Origin of the sequence: Acinetobacter guerrae (genome assembly GCF_009372255.1) — a bacterium.
Classification (GTDB): domain Bacteria; phylum Pseudomonadota; class Gammaproteobacteria; order Pseudomonadales; family Moraxellaceae; genus Acinetobacter; species Acinetobacter guerrae.
This window is the reverse complement of the sequence record NZ_LXGN01000056.1, coordinates 356721-381009: the sequence shown is the minus strand read 5'-3', so window position 1 is coordinate 381009 and position 24289 is coordinate 356721. Positions and strand designations below refer to the sequence as shown.

The following is a 24289-nucleotide window of genomic DNA, read 5'->3' as shown; positions in this document are numbered from 1 at the left end:
AATGAAAAAAAAGAGTCCTTTGCTAGAACGCTGGTTTCCCCATCCATTTGTTTCAGTTCTTGTCGGTTTAAGTTGGGTCATGCTGGCACATAGTGTTTCCGCCGATAACATTCTCATTGCGATTGTTCTGGCTATTTTGATTCCGCGTCTGGTACAGCCTTTTATCACTCGTACTCCTCATATCCATTGGAAGCAGGCCATTTATCTGTTCTTTGTGGTGTTATGGGATATTGTTATTTCAAATATTCGTGTCGCAAAACTGGTACTTGGACCCACAGATCGGTTACATCCAAAATGGTATCGCGTACCATTAGAAACCCAACATGAGCAGGTCAATAGTATTTTGGCGATGATTATTACCACGACACCTGGCACTGTATCCGCAGGAATCGATCAGGAACGTGGTGACATTCTGGTACATTCACTCAGTACAGATAATGAAGAACTGGATATTCAAGAAATCAAATCACGTTATGAAGCACCATTGATCGCCATTTTTGATGTAAAGACGGTTGAAGAAGGAGAACCGACATGATCATCTTACCCTATGCTCTAGGCATTTGTATGGTCGCGATTACCATCTCCATGTTTCTATGTCTGATTCGACTGGTCGTTGGCCCTTCTATAGTAGATCGACTGCTGGCTTTAGATACTTTATTTTTGAATGCCACCTGTTTAGTCGTGGTCTTGGGTATTTACTGGACCAGTACCAATCTATTTGAAGGTGCACTTTTAATTGCCATGTTAGGTTTTGTTTCTACCGCAGCGTTGGCACGTTATTTCACCACGGGTCATGTGATCGATTAGGAGAAGCATCATGCAGCTATTTATGGAAATTTTAGTTTCATTTTTTCTGTTGGTTGGTGCTTTTTTTATGCTAGTCGGCGGTATTGGCATGATTCGGCTACCCGACTTGTTTATGCGTCTTCATGCACCAACCAAATCCAGTACACTCGGTTTAGGGAGTTTTTTGCTGGCATCCATTGTTTACTCTGCCTTTCATGGACGTTTTGGTTTTTCAGAATTATTAATCACTTTACTGGCTTTTATTACTGCACCTGTTTCAGCCAACTTGATGGCACAAGCAGCTTTACATTTGCGGTTACGTTCTTTGAGCGGTGAGGTTCCTGAAACACTCAATCGTCCACTGCCGTGGGATCGGTATTCTTTTTTAAATCGTCGTAGAAATTCAACAATTGACTCCCATTCAGAACCTCCTAAAGAGTAGAGTGAAATTTAAAAATAAAAGAAGCTTAAATTGACTAATACAATTTAAGCTTCCGCATAGTTCCATATATTTAATGAAATTGTGTACATGTCCTATAATTTAGATCTATTTTTAAACAATAGATCTAAAATCAATTATGCTGCAATTTTCTTAGACAAAATAAACATACAGATTGCTGCAATTACAATACAAGGAATAGCTGCTAGAAAAATTGTTGATGTACCACTTCCTAAAAAAAGTAATTGACCTACAACCATTGGTCCAACAATAGCCCCCAATCTACCAACAGATGATGCAGCGCCAATGCCTTGTCCACGAGATTCTGTGGGATACACAAAACTTCCAAAAGCGTACATTACCCCAATACCACCAATCATAAAGATTCCTGTGAATGCAGCAGCTAAATACATCATATTTAAGTGAGTTGATCCGCTCAGTAAAAATAATCCTGATAAAATACCAACGTACATCATTAAAATTACAAACGATTTATTCCATCGATCAATTAAATACGTTAGTAAAACTGTTCCAATCGTTGCACCTATCAGAAAAAATAGCTGTGCTTTACTCCCTTCTTGTTTAGTGAAACCTAATTCAACAAAGAGTGAAGGAAGCCAACTCAACATAATATATTGCACCATAGTCGTAAAAAAATTACTAACCCAGAACAATACTGTTTTTGATCTCATGCTCGTCTGAAATAAAGCACTAAACATATTGGTATTTTTTAATTTTTCAGTTTTTACTCCCATAAAATCTTTGGATTCTGGTAAAAACTTAATCAGTACAGGAATCAGTAATAGGGGAATAATACCGCCAATATAAAAAATCGATTTCCAGTTTTCACTAAAATCATACGCCACCCATAATGCGACTAATGCAGCTCCAACAGGCATCCCACAGTACATCAAGCCCACTGCCTTACCGCGTTTTTGGGGAGTTACAGACTCAGATGCCAAAGTGATTAAATTAGGTAAGGCTGCACCGAAACCTAATCCTGCCAAGAACCGTACTAACAATAGACTATGATAACTTTGAACCCAAACCATACAGATTGTAAACAGTGCAAAAAGTAATACTGAAAAAATCAGGACTTTCTTTCGACCAATTTTATCTGCGTAGTATCCACCAATGACTGATCCAGGTAACAATCCCAAAATACCTGCACTAAAGACCAATCCAAGTTGAGATTTATCTAATCCAAATGCTTCTTTGAGAGAAGTTGCAACAACCCCTACAGCCTGTATATCCATCCCTTCAATGATGGCAATGAGAAAACATAAAACAATCGTGATATTAAATTTTAATTTTTTCTTAGTACTAACCACCGAAACTACCATATTCATAATATTTATCTCTTAATTAAAAATTCCATGTATAATCAATGCCTAAACGAAATTCATGATCAGGTTTAAATGCTGCGGTTGAAGCAAAATCATTATCATACAAAGCATATCTTGCTCTGACAGATAACCCTTTTAACTTTCCCTCAGGAACGGTGTATTGAATATCAAAAGCAGTCTCTTTTTCTTTTAAGTCTGTTCCACCCAAGTTTGGCAAATAGATATTATGACCTTCGCTATAGCGCACCATTCCTTTAAGCCCTGAAATATAATTTTTAAAGTCATAGTCATAACGAATACTAAAAACATCTTCACGAGGATTAAGAAAATCCGTACTTATACCATCAAGAAAAAATAAAACTTCTCCTCCTGTAATATATGGAAATGCCGTATCACCATAACTTTTTAAAAAACCCAGAGAGAATGCATGAGTATCGTGTTGAAGACTAAAATTGGCAGCAATCAAATCATTGTCGACTTTTCCTGCCAATTTTTTACCATCTGCACGGTTAATGTAATATTTAAGGTCTGGAATTAAGCTCAAACTGTCATTCAAATGAATCACATTGTTTGACATGAATACGTGTTGTTGATAAATATCATCAAGCTTTATAGTGTAGAATCCAATAGAGTTTGATTTATCAAATAGATAATTAAAACCACCATAATAAACACTGTCAGTTTCTGCTGCTTTAAACTTACCATTGGCAGTCGAAATACGAATATTCTCAAAATTAGTAGAATCACGCTGATTTACTTTATCCACGTAGCCTAGCGTTAGATTAGTATTGTCGATATCTTTAGATTTTAATTCCACCCCTCTAAAAGTTTGTGGTAAAAGTCTTGCTCTAGATGAAAAAATTACAGGAGTAAAAGGCATAAGGGTTCCTGCTTTCACTTCAGTTTGCTGATACTTTGCTTTGACAGTCCAACCAATTTCTCCATAGCTATCTGCTGCTTCACGCGTTACTTTATCAACCGGTAACAACCCTGCTCCAGTCTGATCTCGATCCGCATGCAACTTAAAACCTGCAGCTGCTTGAATATCCAATCCGAATCCTACGGTTGTAGCCGTATAACCAGACTCAAAACTATAAATAAAACCTTGAGCCCATTCTTTTAGCGCAGGCGTAGTTGATACCTCTGTATAATTTCGATCATAGTAATAATTACGTGTCCATAAACTATTTTTGGAATCATTAAAAAAATGTTCAGCATTAGCATAACTACAAGCTAACATTGAACAAATTATTACCTTTTGTCTCACTGTATTTTTCCCCTTTTATTCTCTAGATATTTAAAAATCAGAAAATCGTTTATTTTTTTGATCGAACTTTTCATTCAATTTTTTAGTCAAGAAAAACATTAATTTTCTCTTACACCGATAAAATTAATGTTTTTATCCTGATCATTGATGGCCTAACCAGAAAAGTACTCCGATTATGTGGCTAACCTTTTTTCAATTTTTTTGCTAAAAAATCATGAGCTGTTCAAAACTCATCAATAATTTTCATTAGATATCGCGCACTCTGAATTTAAATCGAGACACAATATGCTTATGACAATTTTAAATATACAATTCATGTTTTATATACAAAACATTAATTTTCATTTAAAACATTTTTTAAACTTATAACGTTTTTTTAAAAAGCTTGTCAACGACTAAAAAACAGTCTTTTTCATCCGCCCATAATTGGAACATTTGAAAAAAATTGATTAAATTTAAATGCACTATTTTTTATCAAAAAAAATATAATTATTAATATCAGTATCTTATTTAAATTAATTTTCTTAAATTCTATTATCTGCAGCAAAACTGAAAAAATTTTAAAATAAATTTAAAAATTAATGCACTATAAAAATTCACTTTTTTTTGTTGAATAAAAAATGTTTTTATCTTCTAAAAATTTTTAGACTATTTAAAAAAAATATGTTATCTATATTTGATATACAAATACATGTTTCACCAATAAAACATATATTTTTATTAAAATTTTAAAAGATGCGGAGCACCTACATGCTAACTCAGGAAAAAAATGATCGCTTAACAAAAGTAGGACCAGATACTGAAATGGGACAATATCTGAGGAGATATTGGCATCCTATCGCAGGGGAATCTGAATTTGACAATCAAGCTATAAAACCCATCCGGATTTTAGGTGAAGATTTAGTTTTATATAAAGATTTAAGTGGCAACTATGGCTTAGTTGAACGTCATTGTCCTCACCGTAGTGCAGATATGTCTTATGGATATGTTGAACAAACAGGTATCCGTTGTAGTTATCATGGGTGGCAGTTTAATCTAGCTGGTGAATGTATTCACCAGCCTTACGAACAAGTTTGTGATCCCACTGCACGTATGTGCAAAATGACCAAAATTATTGCCTATAAGGTGCAGGCTAAGGCTGGATTATTATGGGCCTATATGGGGTCGGATCCGGTACCAGAGCTTCCAGATTGGGATTTATTTAATTATAAAAATGGTTTTGCGCAAGCAATTTTTGCCGAATTACCCTGTAACTGGTTTCAATGCCAGGAAAACTCAATTGATCCCATTCATTTTGAATGGACGCATAATAACTGGACTATACGCCAAGCAGAAACTGATGAACCCTATGTGGCAACTCATATTAAAACCAAATTTGAAGAATTTGAATATGGTTTTACTTACAAACGTCTAAGAGAGGGCGAAAGTGAAGATAACCCAATGTGGACTGAAGGACGAGTTACTTTATGGCCAAATGGGTTCTATCTAGGGCATCATTTCGAATGGCGTGTGCCAATTGATGACTATAATACCTTAAGCGTACTTTGGGTCTTTAGCAAAGTTCCTAAAGAACAGGAACCATATGTTCAAGAAAAAATTCCTTCTTGGTATGGTCCATTATATGATGAAAATGGGAAATGGATTACCACCCATGTTGCTAACCAAGACTTTGCCGTCTGGGTAGGACAAGGACGAATTACTAATCGTGAACGCGAATTTCTAGGGCAAAGTGATCGTGGCATTATTATGCTACGTAAACGTTTCTTTAAAGAGTTAGAGGAATTAAAAAACAACCCTGATTTTATTCCTAAGGCTCTGATTTTTAATCCAGAAAAGAATAAGGATATTTATTTACCATCTGCCTGTAGTAAAGAGTTGAAAGAAGGTTTACCACGCGGACAACTTGCAGCCCATCCTCTTCTTGGACCTTATCTCAATGATTTTATTGGACAAGCAGGACAACCCAAAGAAGTAAGAGAGGCTTATGAAAAAGCAGTAGGCCAAAAAATGTCTGGAGCTAAATTTTTTAGCGTACATGGTGGCAACAAAAAATCTGCATAAAGCAAAAACAAACAAGATAAAAAAATGCCACCCGAAGGTGGCATTTTTTTATCTAAATCTATTATTCAGAATCATCTTCTTTTTTATGATCAGGTAAGTCCTGTACTGCTTTCTCAATCAGACCAAACATATAGTTGCCATAAGCATTTGTCTTGTCATAATGAAAACGCAAGCGCGGTGTAATACGTGTTTTGATACGACGACTGAGTTCGTGACGCAAAAAACCAGACGCTTTATTTAATACATCTAAAGTTTCTTTATTTGCGGCTTCACTTTGTTCATCACCTAGCTCACGCCCCATTACTGTGACATAAACCTCAGCGTATCCCATGTCTGCGCTAACTTTCACCGCAGAGATGGTCACTAGACCACCCAAACGCGGATCTTTCAACTCCTGACGGATCAACTCTGACAACTCACGTTGTACCGAATCCGCCATGCGTTTCAAGCGTTGTCCACCCGCCATTAAAGACTCCGTTTCACCATTTGTACATCATAAACTTCGATCTTATCGAGCGCTTTGATGTCATTATAACCTTTCACCGCTAGGCCACATTCCATACCTGCACGAACTTCATCCACCACGTCTTTATAACGACGTAATGATTCAAGCTCACCTTGGAATACCACCACGTCATCACGAAGGACGCGAATTGGTTTATTACGGTGAATGACACCTTCCATCACCATACAGCCCGCAGCAGCACCGAACTTACTTGAACGGAATACTTCACGAACCTGAGCCACACCCAGAATCGTTTCGCGATGTTCTGGTGCAAGCTTACCGCTCATGGCATTCTTCACATCATCAATTAATTCATAAATGATGCTGTAGTAACGAATATCGATACCATCTTGATCGCTCTTCTGACGCGCAGTCGTATCAGCACGGACGTTAAATCCGAGTAAAACTGCTTCTGAAGATTCAGCCAGTGTTACATCAGACTCAGTGATTGCACCAACACCTGAACTAATCACGCGTACTTTAACTTCGTCAGTTGAAAGCTCATCCAAAGCAACAGTCAAGGCTTCTAACGTACCGCGAACATCTGCTTTTAAGATAACGTTCACTGCTGGTACATCTTTTTTGCCCATAGATGCCATAATGTTTTCAAGACGCATTGCACTTTGGCGATCAATACGTTTTTGACGTTCACGGTCTGCACGAGCATCTGCCACTTCACGTGCTTTTTTCTCGTCATTTACAACAAGAACTTCATCACCTGCCATTGGCGCATCTGGTAAACCTAAAATTTCGACTGGAATTGATGGACCTGCCGATTTAATTGGTTGACCATTTTCATCCGACATGGCACGTACACGGCCATAAGATGAACCCGCAAGAACAAGATCACCAATATTAAGCGTACCGTTTTGTACCAGAATAGAAGTGACAGCACCACGACCTTTATCAACACGTGCTTCGATCACGACACCCTGAGCAGCACCTTCGCTTGATGCTTTCAATTCCATTAATTCAGCTTGGATCAAGATTAAGTCAAGCAGTTCATCAATGCCCTGTCCAGAATGTGCAGAAACCATCGCAACTGGAACATCACCGCCCCATTGTTCAGGCACGATCTGTTTTGTGGTTAATTCATTCAATACACGGTCTGGATCTGCCGATTCTTTATCCATCTTATTGATGGCAACAATAATCGGCGTACCCGCAGCGCGTGCATGGTCAATTGCTTCTGCTGTTTGTGGCATCACGCCATCATCAGCCGCAACCACCAATACAACGATATCCGTTGCTTTAGCACCACGTGAACGCATCGCAGTAAATGCTGCGTGTCCCGGCGTATCAAGGAAAGTAATAATTCCCTTATCAGTCTCAACGTGATATGCACCAATATGCTGAGTAATACCACCCGCTTCGCCTGCTGCTACTTTAGAGCGACGGATACGATCAAGTAATGAAGTCTTACCATGGTCAACGTGACCCATGATTGTGACTACTGGAGGACGAGTTGTTTGCTCACCACGTGCTTCTTCAGCAGCGACAAGTAAGTTATCTTCGGCTTGTGTATCAGAAACCAAAACAGGGTTATGTCCCATTTCCTCGACCACGAGTACCGCAGTATCTTGATCAATCGCTTGGTTTTGAGTCACAAGCTCACCCATTTTCATGAGCGTCTTAATAACTTCGCGAACTTTAATCGCCATCTTTTGTGCTAAATCAGCAACAACGATTTTCTCACCAATCTCAACATCATAAATTTGCTTTTTAACAGGTTTTTCAAAACCGTGTTTATTCGCCTGACTGGTTTTTAAGCCGCGCTTATGATGGCTTTTGCTAAAGCTTTGCTCAGCTTGTGCATCACCACCTCGACCACCTTTTTTACCAGCACGTGGATTGGTTGTTGCGCCACCACGTTTGATTTCACGGTCTTCCTGATTGAAGGAATCTTCATAAGCCTGACCTACAAGACCAGCAGCCAATGGAGAATCATCAATCACACGAATGGTCGCACCAGTATCGTCATTTGAATATTTCGATGCCATTTGACGCATTTGCTCAAGTGTACGCTGTTGCGCTTCTTCAGCTGCTTTACGACGAACGGCTTCTTCAGTTGCTTTCAACTTTGCAGATTCAGCTTCACGTGCTTTTTTCTGTTCAGCTGTTTCTGTTGGTTTTACAACAATCGGCTTAATCGGCTTATTGGTTGAACGACGCTTCACCACAACTTCTGTAGTTGAAGTCTCAGCTTTCACTGTTTCTTTCTTCTGAGCAGCGCGCATTGCGTCTAATGTTGCTTGTGCTTTGTTTTCAGCTTTTTCACGAGGTTGCTGGGTCGTTTGCTGGTTTACTTTTTCATCAGTACGACCTTTTGCTTCAGCTTCAACACGTGCTTTTGCTTCAGCCGCAATTTGCTCAGGATTAGGCTTGGTAAACGTATGTTTCTTACGAACTTCTACGTTAATCGTTTTTGCCTTACCTGAAGTACTGGCCACTTTCGCCGTACTGGTTGTTTTACGTTTCAACGTGATTTTTCCTGCGCCACTGGCATCTTGACCGTGTACCTTTTTCAAATGGTTCACAAGCGTGTCTTGCTGCTCAGTGGTAATTGTGTCATTTGCGTTACGCTGTGGTAGACCTGCTTCACGAACCTGTTCTAGAAGCTTGTCGACAGGACGACCAACTGTTTGAGCCAAGTCTTGAATCGTTTTGTCTGTCATACGCTACTCCTTAGTTAAACCATGATTCGCGTGCTTTCATAATGAGCTGACCCGCTTTATCTTCACCAAGCCCTTCAATATCAGAGATATCGTCGGTTGCCTGATCGGCCAAATCATCGACTGTAATCACACCACGCGCTGCAAGAGCATAAGCAAGCTCCTGAGTCATCCCTTCCATTTCTAGAAGTTCCGCACTTGGTTCCTGAATATTTTCCTGCTGTTTTAATGCATCAGTTAATGCTGCCTCTTTTGCACGACTTTGTAGTAACTCAACCAAATCAGCATCAAGTTCAATTTCGTCAAAAGTTTCAGCTGGTACGTAGGCAATTTCTTCAAGTGAAGTAAAGCCCATTTCCACTAATGCCATCGCCAAATCTTCTTCAATATCAAGACGCTCTACAAACATGTCCAGATATTGCTGTGCTTCATTTTGCTGACGTGCACGATATTCATCTTCTAGCATCATGTCGAGTTTATAACCCGTTAATTCCGATGCCAAACGCACATTTTGTCCCTGAGAACCAATCGCACGTGCCAATTGATCATTGGTTGCAAAGATAATGTCTGCACTGCGTGCATCTTCATCCAGTACAATCCCTGATACATCAGCAGGTTCTAAAGCGCTCGCAATGTATTGTGCAGGATCATCTGACCACACCACAACATCAATACGCTCGCCATTAAGTTCTTGTTGTACGGCTTGAATACGCGTACCACGCATACCAATACACGCACCAACTGGGTCAATTCGATGATCGTTGGTTTTGACTGCAATCTTGGCACGTACACCTGGTTGACGTGCTGCTGCTTTAATCTCAATGATTTCTTCAGAAATTTCTGGAATTTCCTTTTTCATCAAGGCAATCAGCATTTCAGGTTTAGCACGTGACAACAATAATTGTGCACCACGACCTTCACGATTTACATTATATAAAATCGCATTCATACGCTGTTTAGGACGAAGTAATTCTTTAGGAATCATTTCTTCACGTGCTAAATAAGCCTCTGCATTATCACCCAAATCAATGATAAAACCGTCTTTGGTTTGCTTTTTCACTTCACCATAGATCAATTCGCCCACTTTGGCTTCATAAGCATCGGCAACTAAAGCACGTTCAGCTTCACGAATTTTCTGTACAATTACTTGCTTGGCAATCTGCGCTGCGATACGACCAAACTCGATAGATTCAACCTCAAGTTCGCGAATATCGCCAATTGACCATTGTGAAGGATCGACATCAGAAATCGCATCCTGACACGCTGGCATTTCATGATCTTCATCAGCAACGACTTCCCATTGACGGAAAGTACGATAATCGCCAGTCTTACGGTCAATTTCAACACGTAACTGCGCTTCTTCAGAGTGTGTTCCTTCGTAAAATTTCTTCTTCGTTGCAGCAACCAGTGCTTGTTCTAATGCTTCGAAGATCGCTTCACGACTAACACCTTTTTCATTACTAACCGTTTCTACAACGGTAAGAATTTCACGGCTCATAAGTCACCTACAGATTCTTATAAATTTAAATGAATTTAGTCCTGATAGATCAAGTTTGCTTTATCAATATTATGACTATCAATGTCAAGCACATGGTTGCCTTCAACTTCAACCTGAATCATTTCATTTTCAAGGTCGACACTGAGCAATTTTGCTTGGAACTTACGGCGATTTTCAACTGCGGTAATCAGTCGTAATGCAACTTGCTGCCCAATATATTCTGGCATTTGTTCAAGTTGAAAAAAAGGACGATCCCAACCAGGAGATGAGACTTCCAGTGCATATTCGCCAGAAATCGGATCATGAACATCTAACATTGCGCCAACTTGTTGAGTCACAAGCACACAGTCTTGCACACCAATACCACGCCCCTGTTCAACTTCACCATCTTCATTCATGACAGGTTCAGCATTATCATCGATAGCTTTATCGATATAGATACGCAACAGTGAACGCTTACCTTGAGGAACAAATTCGATTCCCCACAGATCAACATTACAAGCTTGCACTGCGGGTGCAATTAAATCATGCAGTGCTTGAGTTTTATTTGATAGCTTCATTTACTCTCGTCATTCTCGCGCGGTTCAATCGGCTCATGGCCAATTCAGACTAATCTATATAGTGAAGCACGACTATTTCACCTTTACGACATCTTATGTCTTGTTTCACCGCTACACGATAGCCAATAAAAAAGGGCGTTAAATCGCCCCTATATTTTACACAGAAAACTATAGCTCACTGTGCAAAAAGGCCCACCTATTTGTGAGCCCTCTTAGAAACTTGGTAGCGGGAGCTGGATTTGAACCAACGACCTTCGGGTTATGAGCCCGACGAGCTACCAGACTGCTCCATCCCGCATCAACGTGCAAACATTATATACAACTATCAAAAAAAGTCAATTTTAATAATTGCTGACTAAGTTGTTGCCCTTAGTCAATTAAAGGTGTAAATCAACTAAATCGGTATCAATACACTTTTAAAACTTGGTAGTACTAGGTATTGAGTTCTCAAAAAACTCTTTAATGATTTTATAAAGTAAAAGTCGTTAGACTAAAGCTTTATTTTCACATTTACCTAAAACTTGGTAGCGGGAGCTGGATTTGAACCAACGACCTTCGGGTTATGAGCCCGACGAGCTACCAGACTGCTCCATCCCGCATCAACATCACTGCAACACCAACTTTCTTTCTGGATCAAGTTGGTGCGGAAGGGGGGACTTGAACCCCCACGCCCGAAGGCACTACCACCTCAAGGTAGCGTGTCTACCAATTCCACCACCACCGCAGCTTGTGGGAGGCATTCTATTCGCTTCAATCACAAAAAGAAAGCGTTAATTCTAATTATTCACTCGTTTTTGGTGCAGTTGGTGAAGTTTCAGGCGAAGTTGGTTGCTGACTAGGTGCGGTTTGTACAGATTGTAAGCTATACGCATCTGTTGTTTGTTTTTTGGCAAAAACTGCCAGCGTCAAACTAGTAATAAAAAACAGCGCAGTACAGATAGCTGTCAACCGCGTCAGGAAGTTACCTGAACCTGAGGCACCAAATACGGTTGCAGCACCGCCACCGCCGAATGATGCACCTGCATCTGCACCTTTACCATGCTGAACCAGCACCAGTGCAATAATCAAAATGGCGAGAATAATGTGTACGACCAGCACAAAAGTATGCATGCTGAACTCCTATTGTTTTGATTGGGCAAATGCCTGAGCAATTTGATAAAACGATTGTGCATTCAATGATGCGCCGCCGACCAACGCGCCATTAATATCTGGACAAGCCGCCAACTCTACCGCATTCTCGGGTTTAACACTACCACCATATAGCAAGGCAATACGCGCGCCATGTGCAGTCATCTGGCATAACCCTTCACGAATTTTGGCATGCATGGCTTGAGCATCTTGCGGTGAGGCTGTTTTTCCAGTACCGATTGCCCAGATCGGCTCATAGGCAATCACGATTTGTTTCGACCATTGCTCATCATTTACAACACTGGCAATATCACAGATTTGTTGTAAGACCACCTGTTCAGCCAAGCCTTGTTCACGTTGTTCAAGGCTTTCACCTACACAGTAAATAATAGTCATGCCAGCCTGAAGTGCATTGTGGAGTTTAGCTTTCAAAATTTCAACTGAATCACCCAACAGGTCACGACGCTCTGAATGACCAATCAATACATGTTGAATCTGGCTATCTACCAAAAGCTCAGCACTCGTTTCACCTGTATAAGCGCCAGTTCCTGCAAAACGAGAAACATCCTGAGCAACGGTATAAACTTTACAAGGGGCTGAACTCAATGCCTGATGTGTACGATCCAATGCAATCAATGTAGGTGCAATCCCGATATGACAAGCATCAGAATCGATGGTCGATTGCGTCAATAAAGTTTTAAATTGTTGAATAAGTTGTGTGGCATCAGCTTGTATTGGGTTCATTTTCCAATTGCCAACTACCCAAGGAATAATAGTCGAACCCGACATACTGCTAACCTTTTATCGAAAATGCTGCACATTCTACACGCATTTTAGACAAACTTAGAATGTTTTCTTTAATTAATCAGTACCACATTGGTTGAAGTGCTCTTTGCAAATCTCGTATTTCAAAAATAATTATTTAAACCTACTTTCACCACCCCCAACCATTTAATAGAAAATAACATTTTCTGTTAAATGTTAAGCAAAATGACCTTATAAATGGATAATAAAGCAACCGTAGATTTGCCAACTGAAGATTGTTTAATAAAAATAGTATACGTATAATTTCTAAATAAAGTTTTTTAATAATGTTTATACTTTTTAATTTTGGGGTTAACTGATGGCGGATGACGAACTAAAGTCAAAATATCCAACCTACCTGGATCGTTTAGTAGCGACTGGATTTCTGACAAAAGAACAGATCCATCGGATGTTTTATGAAATAAATAAGAATAATAAATTTATTGTCCAATATCTTGTAGAAGCTTTTGATATAAAGCCATCAATTATTGCTGAAGCTATTTCAATTGAATATGAAGAACCTCAATTTGATCTTAATACATTTAATCTCTCTTTAATTCCTCATGGTATTATCGATGAAAAATTAATCACAAAGCATAAAATTTTACCTCTAAGCGTAAAAGACCATACGTTATATGTCGCTGTTGTAGATCCCTCTCTTACTCAAGATTTAGATACCATTAGATTTAACAGTAAGAAAAAACTAGAACTTGTCATTGTTGAACATGACAAATTGGAACGCGCACTCGAGGAAACTTATGGCACAAATGCTCAACTTGAATTTCTCAATAACCTACATAACGAAGATAACGAAAATACTGACGACATCCTAAGTGAGTTTAGCTTTGATATAAACGCTGATCATGAAAAAGATGACACTATTGTTGTTAAATATTTGAATAAGTTACTTTATGATGCAATTAAAATGGGGGCATCTGATCTTCATTTTGAGCCTTATGCCAAGATTTATCGTGTTAGATACCGAATCGATGGTGTTTTACACGCAATTTCCTTTCCACCTTTAGTCCTAGCACCAAGGCTCACTGTCCGTCTAAAAATTATGGCTAAGATGGATATTTCAGAACGACGTTCACCACAAGATGGTCGTATAAAGTTACCAGTGTCACAATTTAAATCTATCGATTTTCGTGTCAGTTCACTACCTACATTATATGGTGAAAAATTAGTGTTACGTATCCTCGATGCATCTAGTGCAACATTGGGTATCGATGCACTTGGATATGAGGAAGACCAGAAAGCATTATTTTTAGAGGCCTTAAATAAACCACAAGGTATGCTTTTAATTACAGGACCTACGGGTTCGGGTAAAACGGTCTCTTTATACACAGGACTGAACATTCTAAACACCGAGAGTTCAAATATTTCTACTGCCGAAGATCCCGTAGAAATTAATCTTGAAGGGGTTAATCAGGTGAATGTGAACGCTAAAGTTGGGCTGACTTTTGCTGCAGCATTAAAGTCATTTTTACGTCAAGATCCTGACATTATTATGGTGGGTGAGATTCGTGACCTCGAAACGGCTGAAATTGCAATTAAAGCTGCACAAACAGGTCACATGGTAATGTCCACACTGCATACTAACAGCGCTCCAGAAACTTTAACCCGTTTACGTAACATGGGGGTTCCCTCTTTTAATCTTGCGACATCTGTCAACTTGGTAATTGCTCAGCGTCTTGCTCGACGCCTCTGTAATAAATGTAAACAACCTATTGAGATTCCCAAAAATAGCTTAATAGAGATGGGGTTTACTGAACAAGACCTATCCAATCCCAAACTCCGTATTTATCAACCTGTGGGTTGCTCAGAATGTCGAGAAGGATATAAAGGCCGTGTGGGGATTTATGAAGTGATGAAAGTTACACCTGAAATTTCGAGAATTATTATGGAAGATGGCAATGCAATACAAATTGCTGATGCATCTGAAAAATTGGGGTTTAATAGTCTTCGTCGATCAGGTTTAAAAAAAGTGATGCAAGGGATTACTTCTTTACAGGAAGTCAACCGTGTCACTAATGAATAAAATATGAAATTCTAAAAATTAAGGATGAAACTATGGCAATTCAAAAAACACAAATGATGCCAACTTTTGCTTATGAAGGGGTTGATCGTAAAGGGGGAAAAATTACAGGAGAGCTATCTGCAAGAAATATAGCTTTAGCAAAAGTAACTTTGCGCAAGCAAGGCATCACCATTAAAACGATTCGTCAAAAACGTAAGAATATTCTAGAAGGGCTTCTTAAAAAAAGAGTTTCCACACTAGATATTACGATTTTTACCCGCCAACTCGCGACCATGATGAAAGCTGGTGTCCCATTAATTTTAAGCTTTGAAATCGTTGCTGAAGGATTAGAAAATCCTGCTATGAGAGACGTAGTTATCAGCTTAAAACGAGAAGTTGAAGGAGGGAGTACATTTGCAGATGCTTTAAGCAAATATCCCCAATATTTTGATCCTTTATTTTGTTCTTTAGTAGAATCGGGCGAAATATCTGGTGCGTTGGAAACTATGTTGGATCGAGTTGCGATCTATAAGGAAAAAAGCGAACTATTAAAACAAAAGATTAAAAAAGCTCTGAAATATCCACTTACTGTTATCGTTGTTGCAATGATTGTAACCATTATTTTAATGGTTAAAGTAGTTCCCGTATTTCAGGATTTATTCAGTTCATTTGGTGCAGAACTTCCTGCTTTCACTCAGATGGTTGTGAATATGTCAAAATGGATGCAATCCTACTGGTTTATTATGATTATCGGAATTGGTGTAGTTATTGCTATTTTCTTAGAAACAAAGAAACGAAGTAAAAAATTTCGTAATACGTTAGATAAATTAGCGTTAAAACTCCCAATTTTTGGTGATTTAATATACAAGTCAATTATTGCACGTTATAGCCGCACCCTTGCAACGACTTTTGCTGCCGGCGTCCCTTTAATTGATGCTCTAAAATCAACTGCTGGTGCGACCAATAATGTGATTTACGAAGATGCAGTTATGAAGATTCGTGAAGATGTTGCCACTGGACAACAATTACAATTTGCCATGAAAACATCTAACTTATTTCCATCTATGGCTGTTCAAATGGTTGCCATTGGCGAAGAATCTGGCGCACTAGATGCAATGCTAGATAAAGTTGCTACACACTATGAAAATGAAGTCGATAATGCTGTAGATGGTCTGACTTCCATGATGGAGCCCTTGATTATGGCTATTCTCGGTGTGCTGGTTGGTGGTCTGGTCATCGCTATGTATCTTCCAATTTTCCAGATGGGTTCAGTGGTTTAATGTCCGAAATTATCAATTATTTTATCCAAACCCCAACTGCGCTTTATCTTGCAGTTGGGATTTTTAGCTTGTGCATTGGTAGTTTTTTAAATGTTGTGATTTATCGCACGCCTAAAATGATGGAACAGGACTGGCACACTGAGTGCCAGATGTTATTACATCCTGATCAAGCGATCATTGATCAACCAAAACTCAGCTTAAGTTCACCACCTTCAACCTGCCCCAAATGCCATAGCCGTATTCGTTGGTATCAAAATATTCCAGTGTTAAGTTGGCTATTTTTAAAAGGGAGATGTGGCAATTGTCAAAATCCCATTAGCATCCGTTATCCCCTGATTGAACTGCTCACCATGCTATGTTCACTGATGATCGTGGCTGTCTTTGGCCCGAGCTTTCAAATGCTGTTTGGTCTGATTTTAACTTGGGTGCTTATTGCACTGACATTTATTGATTTTGATACTCAACTGTTACCCGATCGTTTTACTCTACCGCTAGCAGCATTGGGGCTAGGGATTAATAGCTATGGTCTTTATGTCTCACCAACCGCCGCGATTTGGGGCTATCTGATTGGTTTTTTATGTCTGTGGATTGTCTATTATTTATTTAAAATCATCACAGGTAAAGAAGGGATGGGCTATGGCGACTTTAAGTTGCTCGCTGCACTTGGCGCATGGATGGGACCTTTGATGCTTCCACTCATTGTGCTACTTTCTTCACTGGTCGGTGCGATTATTGGGATTATTTTACTCAAAATCCGTAAAGAAAATCAGCCCTTTGCCTTTGGTCCTTATATCGCAATTGCTGGATGGATCGCCTTTTTATGGGGTGAGCAAATTATGAAAGTTTATCTGGGAGGCTAATGATGAGTTTCATACTTGGTTTAACAGGTGGCATTGGTAGTGGAAAGTCCGCTGCCAGTCAATGGTTTGAAACTCAAGGGATTACTGTGGTGGATGCGGATGTGGTCGCCAGAGAAGTGGTTGAAATTGGGCAACCAGTGTTAAAGAAAATCCATGACAGCTTTGGTGATTGGGTACTCAGTCCTGATGGTAGCCTAAATCGCCGAGCGTTAAGAGAGCATATTTTTAAGAATCCTTCTGCACGCCATCAATTAGAACAAATGACTCACCCTGCTATTCGCCAATCTATTATTCAGCAATTACAGAATGCGACCAGCCCTTATGTGATATTGGTTTCGCCATTATTGTTTGAAACAGATCAACATCAACTTGCTGATCGTACTTTGCTAATCGATGCCAGTGAAGCTATTCAGATCGAGCGAGCCAGTCAACGTGATGGTCAAGATTCAGAACAAATTAAAAAAATTATTGCTGCACAAATGCCACGTGAGCAAAAGCGCAATATCGCAGATGATATCGTGATCAATGATGGTCATCTAGATCATCTATATCAACAGCTTTCAAAGCTACATCAAAACTATTTGGAACGTTCCTGATTCTTTTGGCGTTCCAGTTGTACCGTTAATGTATCTTTAAAACGCCAACGCCACGGTTGTAAAGCACCGATTCCCATCCCCAAAAGACCACATACAATCGCAAGACTTAAAGGTTCACCCAATAATGGCACAGCAATCACTGCGGCAATAAAAGGTGCAAGTGTGACGATACTACCTGTTTTAAATGCACCTAGACGCTCAATCGCCGCCACATAGGTAATGGTGGCAACAATCACCACAAAAACCCCATGAAATAAACCTTGAATCGCTAAATGTAATGGCTCAACCTCATGATAATGTTTAGGAAGAAATAGTAGGTAGATTGGTAAATAAATGATTGCTGACCAAATCGCGACGCTCGCCATCGAATGCCATGCAGAAAGCTTCCACTGTTTCAATAAAACAGTAAAAATACCCCACCAGATTGCACTCATCACAAATAAAATATCGCCTAGACCAAAATGAGACTGTTGATCCCGTGACATCAAATAGCTCATCAGTGCAATTGCAGTCAACATAATCCCGACACTCCACCATGTGTGCCGATCAAAAGGTTGTTTGAATAGTAAATAAGCTGCAAGCGCAGTACACAAAGGAATGCAGCCATTTAAAAAGATTGCTGCATGTGCCGCAGGGGCATAAAGAAAGGCGCTATAAGCCGTAAGACAATAACCGACGCCACCGATTAAAGCCAAAATCACCGACTCTTTTGTCCATAAAAAAGCCAAATCTTTTTTATACACTAGAATCGGCATTAAAATTACAAATGCAATGGCAAAACGCAGTGCGGTAATGTCCCATGCACTGATATGCCATTGTGCATTTAAACGGGAGAAAATAGTAAAACCGCCCCAGATGCACATTGTAATGGCAATAAAAACATAGCCTTGGGCTCGCGGAGACATAGCGTTCTTCTTTAAAACATCAGATCAGCTTAAAATGATTCTATGCAGGATGACGTTGGCGACTTGCTTCATAGAGTGCCATACCTGTTGCTACACTCACATTTAAACTTTGCAGGTTGCCGCTCATTGGAATATAAACGGTTTGATCACATTGTGACTGAGTAATAGGACGCAGTCCTGTATCTTCTGCACCCATCACAATCACCACACCACCTGTTAAATCACACTTCTGGATCGGTAGGGCTTTTTCATCCAGCATAGTCCCAATGACGCGCAGGAAAAACTGTTCCTTGACATGTGCTAATGTTCTCGCCAGATTTGTCACCTGAATAAATTTGACCTTTTCTGCACCACCTGCCGCAACTTTTCGAGCAGTTGGCGTTAAACCAGCGGAGCGGTCACGCGGTACAACAACGGCTTGTACACCCATTGCTGCGGCAGTACGAATACATGCACCCAAATTATGTGGATCAGTCACTTGGTCCAATGCTAAAAGTAATGCATCTGGCGTGGCTTGCAATAATTGATCCAGATCTTTTTCATTTAAACTTGGATGTGGACGGACGGCTGCCACCACGCCTTGATGAAACGGCATGCCTGCCAATTTTTCTAAACTATCACGACTGGCTTTTTGCACACTGATACCAAAAGGTTCAGCTAACTCCAGAATCTTTTGTAAGCGTTGATCATCCCGCCCTTTTAAGGTAAATAACGTCAAGACGCGTTCAGGCTCAAGCTCAAGCAATGATTCAACCGAATGTACGCCATAATAATATTCTGGTTTTGCCATGCCCGACCTCTGTATATACTTTATTTAACTCAAAATAAAAATCCCGTAAAGCCAACTTCACAGGATTTCTTGATTTACTCATCTATGCGGCTAGTTTAACCGATTTTAAGGCAAACAGGTTAACCTTCTAAATGGCAAACATAATCGAGCACATCATCTGTCTCAATTTTAAATAAGCTATTGCCTGGCACATAAAATGACTGCCCTGCACGAAATAATTCGCTTTCTGTACTGTCGGCAATTTTTACACGGCATTCACCCGAAATAATTTCCATACGTTCTGGTACATGAGTTTCAAAGGTTAATGCTTGTTCACTTGGCAAAATTACGCCCAGTGTCTTTTTTGTTCCATCTTCGAATTGAACCGTATGGCTAATGCACAAACCGCCAAAATAAACATTTGATTTTTTTACTACCGTTACATGATCAAACTGAGCTGAACTCATGCGTAACTCTCCAATTTCGCCGCATTTGTATTAGGGGTGATGACTGACGTAGTTTAATTCTGGGCAAATAACTAATCAATCTCTTTTATCTAGAGTCTGCTATCCAAGCAAGTTTTATATCTTTGTCATTTTAATTTTGATCAACATCCATGCTCACAGATTTATCTGATTTTTATCATTCAATATTTTAAAATATGACACAGAAACTCTTTTTTATTATTTTACAGTGAAAGCAAGACAATCTTATGACAGATTTGTAATAAATGGAGTCGATTTCAACAACATTTCTATTCAGTTTAAATCTTGCTAAACTGCATAAGCAATAATTTTAATAATGCCATGCACTCGTGGCATTTTATTAAGTTTATGCCTTGTGGCTACGATAAAATTTATCTATCTTAAACAAAAAATACTAACGCTCTGGACGCGTGTATGCTGACTCATTTAACACTGATTAACTTTGCGCTTGCTGATCACCTTGTACTCGATATTGAACAGGGATTTAATGTCTTAACAGGTGAAACGGGTGCAGGAAAATCGCTTCTGCTAGATGCACTTTCTGCCTGTTTAGGTGAGCGCACAGATACCAATTATGTTCGCTATGGTGCAGAAAAAGCTGATATTACTGCAAGTTTCAGTTATCAGCCGCAAAGTCCAGAGTCATATTGGCTCAAAGAGCATGAGCTAGATGATGATACGGGTGAAATTCATCTGCGTCGTGTAATTTTTGCAACAGGGCGCAGTAAAGCATGGATTAACGGCCGTCCAAGTAGTTTATCGGAACTCAAAGAACTGGGGCGTTTGTTGGTGCAGCTATATAGTCAACATAGCCAACAACAATTGCTTGAGCCACCCTACCCTAAGCACTGGTTAGATCGTTATCGTAATTTTTATCAACCTGCTCAGGAAGTGAAAGAAGCTTATCAAAATTGGCAAGCCACAATTCGCCAACATCAATCAGCACTAGATGCTCAGGCAACTCGTCTGCAACGTATTCAAACGCTAGAACTACAACTCGAAGAACTCGAAGATATTGTTCAAACAGATTATAAAGAAACTGAACAGGAATTTGATCGTCTCAGTCATCATGAACATATCATGCAGGACTGTGCATATAGTTTAAATGCGCTAGATGAAGCTGAACCGAGTATTAATCAGGAATTAGCGTCTATTTTAAGACGAATTGAAACGCATTCGGGTCGTAGCGAGCAACTTTCTGAAATTTATAATTCGATCGTCAATGCACAAAGTGAGTTAGACGATGCGACTTCAAATCTACGTCAATTCATGGATCGTCAGAGTTTTGATCCAGAGCGAATGGAAGAGTTAAATACGCATCTGGAAGTTTTCCATCGACTGGCTCGCAAATATCGTATTCAGCCCGAAGAACTTAAACAGGAATATGACAACTGGCAGCTTGAACTGGAAAAGCTACACCAACTAGAAGATCCTGAAACATTGGCTGAGCAAGTTGAAATTGCACATGGTATCTTTTTGGAGAAAGCACAGCACCTCGATCAAATTCGCCGTGACGCCTCAATTCCATTAGCCAAACAATTAACAGAACAAGTTAAACCATTGGCACTGCCAGAGGCACATTTTGAATTTAAGTTTGAACCTTTGGAACAACCCAATGCCGAGGGGCTAAGTTTTATTCAGCTTTTATTTACAGCAAATAAAGGGATGCCTCCGCAGCCTTTGGCGCGCGTCGCTTCTGGTGGTGAATTATCACGTATTGCACTGGTCATGCAGGTGATGAATGCTGAAAAAACTGAAGCAGAAACTTTGGTCTTTGATGAAATTGATGTCGGAATTAGTGGCGGTACCGCCGAAGTGGTCGGTCGTTTACTGGCAGATTTGGCACAACATGTACAACTTCTTTGTATTACCCATCAGCCACAAGTTGCAGCACAGTCTGATCAACACTTACTGGTAAAAAAACAACAAACCGATCCAGCCAGCAGTACCATTATCGAGCTAGATGAACAACAGCGCGTACTAGAGCTTGCCAGAATGTCAGGCGGTGTCGAGATCAACGACACAACCTTGCAACATGCCAAACAATTACGCCAACTCAAATTTCAACACAGCTAATCTTTTCATCACACATTTTTGACTTTTATCGACATCATTTTTCTGTAGTAAATCACTGAAAAATGATTGGCGAAATCCATTTACTCTTGTATGTTGATAAGAACATCCTATATCGATACAAAAGCGACCACGTTTTAAGGAGAACCGCTTAGGTGACCAAACAATATTTGACACACCGCTGTCTGATTGCTCCTCCAGAAATGGCCGATGATTTTTTTGCAAATACTGTTATTTATTTGGCACGTCACGATGAAGAAGGTGCGCAGGGTTTAATTATCAATCGTCCGTCTGGAATCCAAGTCAAAGAATTACTCAATGATCTGGATATCGATGCCGACCATGTACAACCTCACGAAGTCTTACAAGGTGGCCCTTTACGCCCTGAAGCAGGTTTTGTATTGCATACTGGACAGCCCACTTGGCACTCCTCTATTGCGGTGGGTGAAAACCTATGTATTACCACAAGTAAAGATATTCTAGATGCGATTGCACATAACGAAGGGGTCGGGCGTTACCAAATTGCACTGGGTTATGCCAGTTGGAGCAAAGATCAACTTGAGAGTGAAATTTCACGAGGCGACTGGTTAGTCTGTGATGCCGATATGGATCTCATCTTCAATTTACCCTATGACGTGCGTTGGGATGCTGCGTACAAGAAGCTTGGAGTAGATCGGACATGGCTCTCTTCCGAGATTGGTCATGCCTGAAACTGTAAGTATGCACATGATTATGGCCTTTGACTTTGGCACACAAAAAATGGGGATTGCAGTCGGTCAATCCGCTATTGAAAGTGCTAATCCACTGGCCTTATTTCCCATGAAAGATGGAATTCCAAACTGGGATCAATTGCTCAAGACTGTCAAAGAATGGCAGCCGAACCTATTTCTGGTCGGATTACCTTTAAATATGGATGATTCTGAATCAGAATTGTCTACTCGAGCGCGTAAATTCGCACGACGTTTACGCCATCAGACCAATATTGAAACATGGATGGTCGATGAGCGTTTGACCACTCGTGAAGCACGTGATGAATTAGACCATTACCATCATCAGGGACGTGGTAAGCGTCTATCGGCAGATAGTTTAGCCGCAGCTCTTTTGATTCAGAGTTGGTATCATCATCCTCAAGGTATTCAACCCTAAAAAAACAGGCTGGTATTGACCAGCCTGTTTTAAGGTAAGCAAAGTTAAACGGCGTTTTAGTTTTCAATCCTTACTGTCGCAGTACGACCTGCCACAAATGCCAAGGCATTTTTAGGGGTTTCATCTAGAACAATTTTAACGGGTACACGTTGTGCCAAACGCACCCATGTAAATGTAGGATTAACATTGGCAAGTAGGGTTGAACTACTAGAACGCTCACGATCTTCAATCCCACTGGCAATCCCTTGTACATGTCCACGAATTTTTTGTGAATCACCCATAAGCTGAATTGTCGCTTTATCACCTACATGAATATGATTGAGTTTGGTTTCCTCAAAATAACCCACCACATAAAGCTGCTCACGATCGACCAATGCCGCAACCGCGTCACCAATTTTGACATAATTACCAACACGTAAGCTAAAGTTGGATAATGTGCCATCTGCAGGTGCAATAACTTCTGAACGTTTTAAATTAAGCAATGCCAGATTCAATGCACTCTGCGAAACTTCGATTAATGCGTGTTCCTGCTTAATGGTCGCCTGCGCTTGCTCAATCGCTGCTGTCATTTGTGCATCTTCAGCTTTGGACTGATCACGTGTTGCATACATTTGATCTTGTTCCTGCTTAGAGATTGCACCGTCCATCAAGTTTGAGTAACGCGCTGCATTTTTTTCAGCGAGTTGTGTTGTCGCACGGGATTTCTCAAGATTGGCCTTTGCAGCAATCTCATTCGCCTCAGCCTGAGCAAGACCTGCTTTGGCTTTGGCTAGATCAGAACGAGCCTGCTCTACATCTAGTTGTTGACGTGCCACATCAATCCGAAATAAAGGCTGTCCTTTTTTTACTGTCTGGTTATCCTGTACCAGCACTTCAGTGACTAAACCAGATACATCCGAAGAAACCTGAATCACATCGCCACGGACTCGCCCATCACGTGTCCACGGTGCGGAGTTATAGTAATTCCACAAATGAACAATGACAAAAATCGCTAATATCGCAATGACCAGTGTAACCAGTGGACGGACAATTTTCCGTGCATCAAAAGAACTCATGTTGCTTACCTTAAATTTCGCCTTAAACTTTCGT

23 protein-coding genes and 3 tRNA genes are annotated in these 24289 nt (G+C 40.0%); 11 read left to right on the top strand and 15 right to left on the bottom strand.

From position 1 onward, the window contains the following. Nucleotide 1: 1 nt before the first annotated feature. From A7A69_RS15110 to A7A69_RS15100, 3 genes are read left to right on the top strand one after another with little or no spacing between them, the layout of a single operon-like run. On the top strand, nt 2-535 hold the full coding sequence (locus A7A69_RS15110) for a Na+/H+ antiporter subunit E (protein ID WP_120370688.1): 534 nt from the start codon (nt 2-4) through the stop codon (nt 533-535). Next, entirely contained in the window at nt 532-807 is a 276-nt protein-coding gene (locus A7A69_RS15105) for a monovalent cation/H+ antiporter subunit F (RefSeq protein WP_120370687.1), read from the top strand. The genes A7A69_RS15110 and A7A69_RS15105 overlap by 4 nt, the downstream gene beginning before the upstream one ends. A 10-nt stretch (nt 808-817) precedes the next feature. Continuing rightward, nucleotides 818-1228, top strand: coding sequence for a Na+/H+ antiporter subunit G (locus A7A69_RS15100; protein WP_120370686.1), 411 nt, complete (start codon nt 818-820; stop codon nt 1226-1228). Between the two features lie 134 nt (nt 1229-1362). Here A7A69_RS15100 and mhpT read toward each other — a convergent pair whose 3' ends face one another. Both mhpT and A7A69_RS15090 read right to left on the bottom strand, forming a co-directional pair. Next, nucleotides 1363-2574, bottom strand: a complete 1212-nt coding sequence (mhpT, locus tag A7A69_RS15095; protein ID WP_241675270.1) for a 3-(3-hydroxy-phenyl)propionate transporter MhpT — start codon at nt 2572-2574, stop codon at nt 1363-1365. 16 nt (nt 2575-2590) lie between these two features. Further along, complete coding sequence (locus A7A69_RS15090) at nt 2591-3811, bottom strand: OprD family outer membrane porin (protein ID WP_152878516.1); 1221 nt, start codon at nt 3809-3811, stop codon at nt 2591-2593. 777 nt (nt 3812-4588) lie between these two features. On the opposite strand from A7A69_RS15090, the gene A7A69_RS15085 reads away from it, so the two are divergent. Beyond that, nucleotides 4589-5899 carry an aromatic ring-hydroxylating oxygenase subunit alpha gene (locus A7A69_RS15085; protein ID WP_152878417.1) on the top strand — a complete coding sequence of 437 codons (1311 nt, stop codon included), beginning with the start codon at nt 4589-4591 and terminating at the stop codon, nt 5897-5899. Nucleotides 5900-5960: 61 nt separating this feature from the next. On the opposite strand, the gene A7A69_RS15080 is transcribed toward A7A69_RS15085, so the two are convergent. The 9 genes from A7A69_RS15080 to tpiA form a co-directional block, all read right to left on the bottom strand. Further along, nucleotides 5961-6365 carry a ribosome-binding factor A gene (locus tag A7A69_RS15080; RefSeq protein ID WP_120370683.1) on the bottom strand — a complete coding sequence of 135 codons (405 nt, stop codon included), beginning with the start codon at nt 6363-6365 and terminating at the stop codon, nt 5961-5963. Then, complete coding sequence (gene infB / locus A7A69_RS15075) at nt 6365-9079, bottom strand: translation initiation factor IF-2 (RefSeq protein WP_120370682.1); 2715 nt, start codon at nt 9077-9079, stop codon at nt 6365-6367. Before infB ends, A7A69_RS15080 begins: the two co-directional genes overlap by 1 nt. Nucleotides 9080-9089: 10 nt before the next feature. Continuing rightward, nucleotides 9090-10574, bottom strand: coding sequence for a transcription termination factor NusA (nusA, locus tag A7A69_RS15070; RefSeq protein WP_120370681.1), 1485 nt, complete (start codon nt 10572-10574; stop codon nt 9090-9092). Between the two features lie 35 nt (nt 10575-10609). After that, entirely contained in the window at nt 10610-11134 is a 525-nt protein-coding gene (gene rimP, locus A7A69_RS15065; RefSeq protein WP_120370680.1) for a ribosome maturation factor RimP, read from the bottom strand. A 221-nt stretch (nt 11135-11355) separates the two neighbouring features. Beyond that, nucleotides 11356-11432 (bottom strand) — tRNA-Met (locus A7A69_RS15060). Between the two features lie 224 nt (nt 11433-11656). Further along, nucleotides 11657-11733 (bottom strand) — tRNA-Met (locus A7A69_RS15055). A gap of 40 nt (nt 11734-11773) precedes the next feature. Beyond that, a tRNA-Leu gene (locus tag A7A69_RS15050) sits at nt 11774-11858 on the bottom strand. 56 nt (nt 11859-11914) lie between these two features. Then, the gene (gene secG / locus A7A69_RS15045; RefSeq protein WP_120370679.1) at nt 11915-12244 is read right to left on the bottom strand and encodes a preprotein translocase subunit SecG; all 330 of its coding nucleotides are present in this window, start codon (nt 12242-12244) and stop codon (nt 11915-11917) included. A 9-nt stretch (nt 12245-12253) separates the two neighbouring features. Further along, entirely contained in the window at nt 12254-13051 is a 798-nt protein-coding gene (gene tpiA, locus A7A69_RS15040; protein WP_152878415.1) for a triose-phosphate isomerase, read from the bottom strand. Nucleotides 13052-13385: 334 nt separating this feature from the next. Here tpiA and pilB point away from each other — a divergent pair, with 334 nt between their 5' ends. From pilB to coaE, 4 genes are read left to right on the top strand one after another with little or no spacing between them, the layout of a single operon-like run. Continuing rightward, entirely contained in the window at nt 13386-15107 is a 1722-nt protein-coding gene (pilB, locus tag A7A69_RS15035; protein ID WP_152878413.1) for a type IV-A pilus assembly ATPase PilB, read from the top strand. Between the two features lie 32 nt (nt 15108-15139). Then, nucleotides 15140-16366: a type II secretion system F family protein gene (locus A7A69_RS15030; RefSeq protein WP_151980486.1), complete on the top strand. Its 1227-nt coding sequence runs from the start codon at nt 15140-15142 to the stop codon at nt 16364-16366. Next, nucleotides 16366-17226: a prepilin peptidase gene (locus tag A7A69_RS16990; RefSeq protein WP_152878410.1), complete on the top strand. Its 861-nt coding sequence runs from the start codon at nt 16366-16368 to the stop codon at nt 17224-17226. The genes A7A69_RS15030 and A7A69_RS16990 overlap by 1 nt, the downstream gene beginning before the upstream one ends. 2 nt (nt 17227-17228) lie before the next feature. Then, entirely contained in the window at nt 17229-17822 is a 594-nt protein-coding gene (gene coaE, locus A7A69_RS15020) for a dephospho-CoA kinase (RefSeq protein WP_152878408.1), read from the top strand. On the opposite strand, the gene A7A69_RS15015 is transcribed toward coaE, so the two are convergent. The 3 genes from A7A69_RS15015 to ppnP form a co-directional block, all read right to left on the bottom strand. Continuing rightward, nucleotides 17804-18727 carry a DMT family transporter gene (locus tag A7A69_RS15015; protein ID WP_152878405.1) on the bottom strand — a complete coding sequence of 308 codons (924 nt, stop codon included), beginning with the start codon at nt 18725-18727 and terminating at the stop codon, nt 17804-17806. The two genes, coaE and A7A69_RS15015, sit on opposite strands and share 19 nt — an antisense overlap. Before the next feature lie 40 nt (nt 18728-18767). Continuing rightward, on the bottom strand, nt 18768-19517 hold the full coding sequence (gene rlmB / locus A7A69_RS15010; RefSeq protein ID WP_120370672.1) for a 23S rRNA (guanosine(2251)-2'-O)-methyltransferase RlmB: 750 nt from the start codon (nt 19515-19517) through the stop codon (nt 18768-18770). A 119-nt stretch (nt 19518-19636) separates the two neighbouring features. Then, nucleotides 19637-19963, bottom strand: a complete 327-nt coding sequence (gene ppnP, locus A7A69_RS15005; protein WP_004991681.1) for a pyrimidine/purine nucleoside phosphorylase — start codon at nt 19961-19963, stop codon at nt 19637-19639. 432 nt (nt 19964-20395) lie between these two features. On the opposite strand from ppnP, the gene recN reads away from it, so the two are divergent. From recN to ruvX, 3 genes are all read left to right on the top strand, one after another. Beyond that, nucleotides 20396-22057 (top strand): DNA repair protein RecN, encoded by a 1662-nt coding sequence (gene recN, locus A7A69_RS15000; protein WP_152878403.1) that lies wholly within the window; start codon nt 20396-20398, stop codon nt 22055-22057. A 152-nt stretch (nt 22058-22209) separates the two neighbouring features. Beyond that, on the top strand, nt 22210-22764 hold the full coding sequence (locus A7A69_RS14995) for a YqgE/AlgH family protein (protein ID WP_120370670.1): 555 nt from the start codon (nt 22210-22212) through the stop codon (nt 22762-22764). Further along, the gene (gene ruvX / locus A7A69_RS14990; RefSeq protein WP_152878400.1) at nt 22757-23200 is read left to right on the top strand and encodes a Holliday junction resolvase RuvX; all 444 of its coding nucleotides are present in this window, start codon (nt 22757-22759) and stop codon (nt 23198-23200) included. Before A7A69_RS14995 ends, ruvX begins: the two co-directional genes overlap by 8 nt. Before the next feature lie 56 nt (nt 23201-23256). Here ruvX and A7A69_RS14985 read toward each other — a convergent pair whose 3' ends face one another. Beyond that, nucleotides 23257-24255 (bottom strand): HlyD family secretion protein, encoded by a 999-nt coding sequence (locus A7A69_RS14985; RefSeq protein ID WP_120370668.1) that lies wholly within the window; start codon nt 24253-24255, stop codon nt 23257-23259. Between the last annotated feature and the right edge of the window lie 34 nt (nt 24256-24289).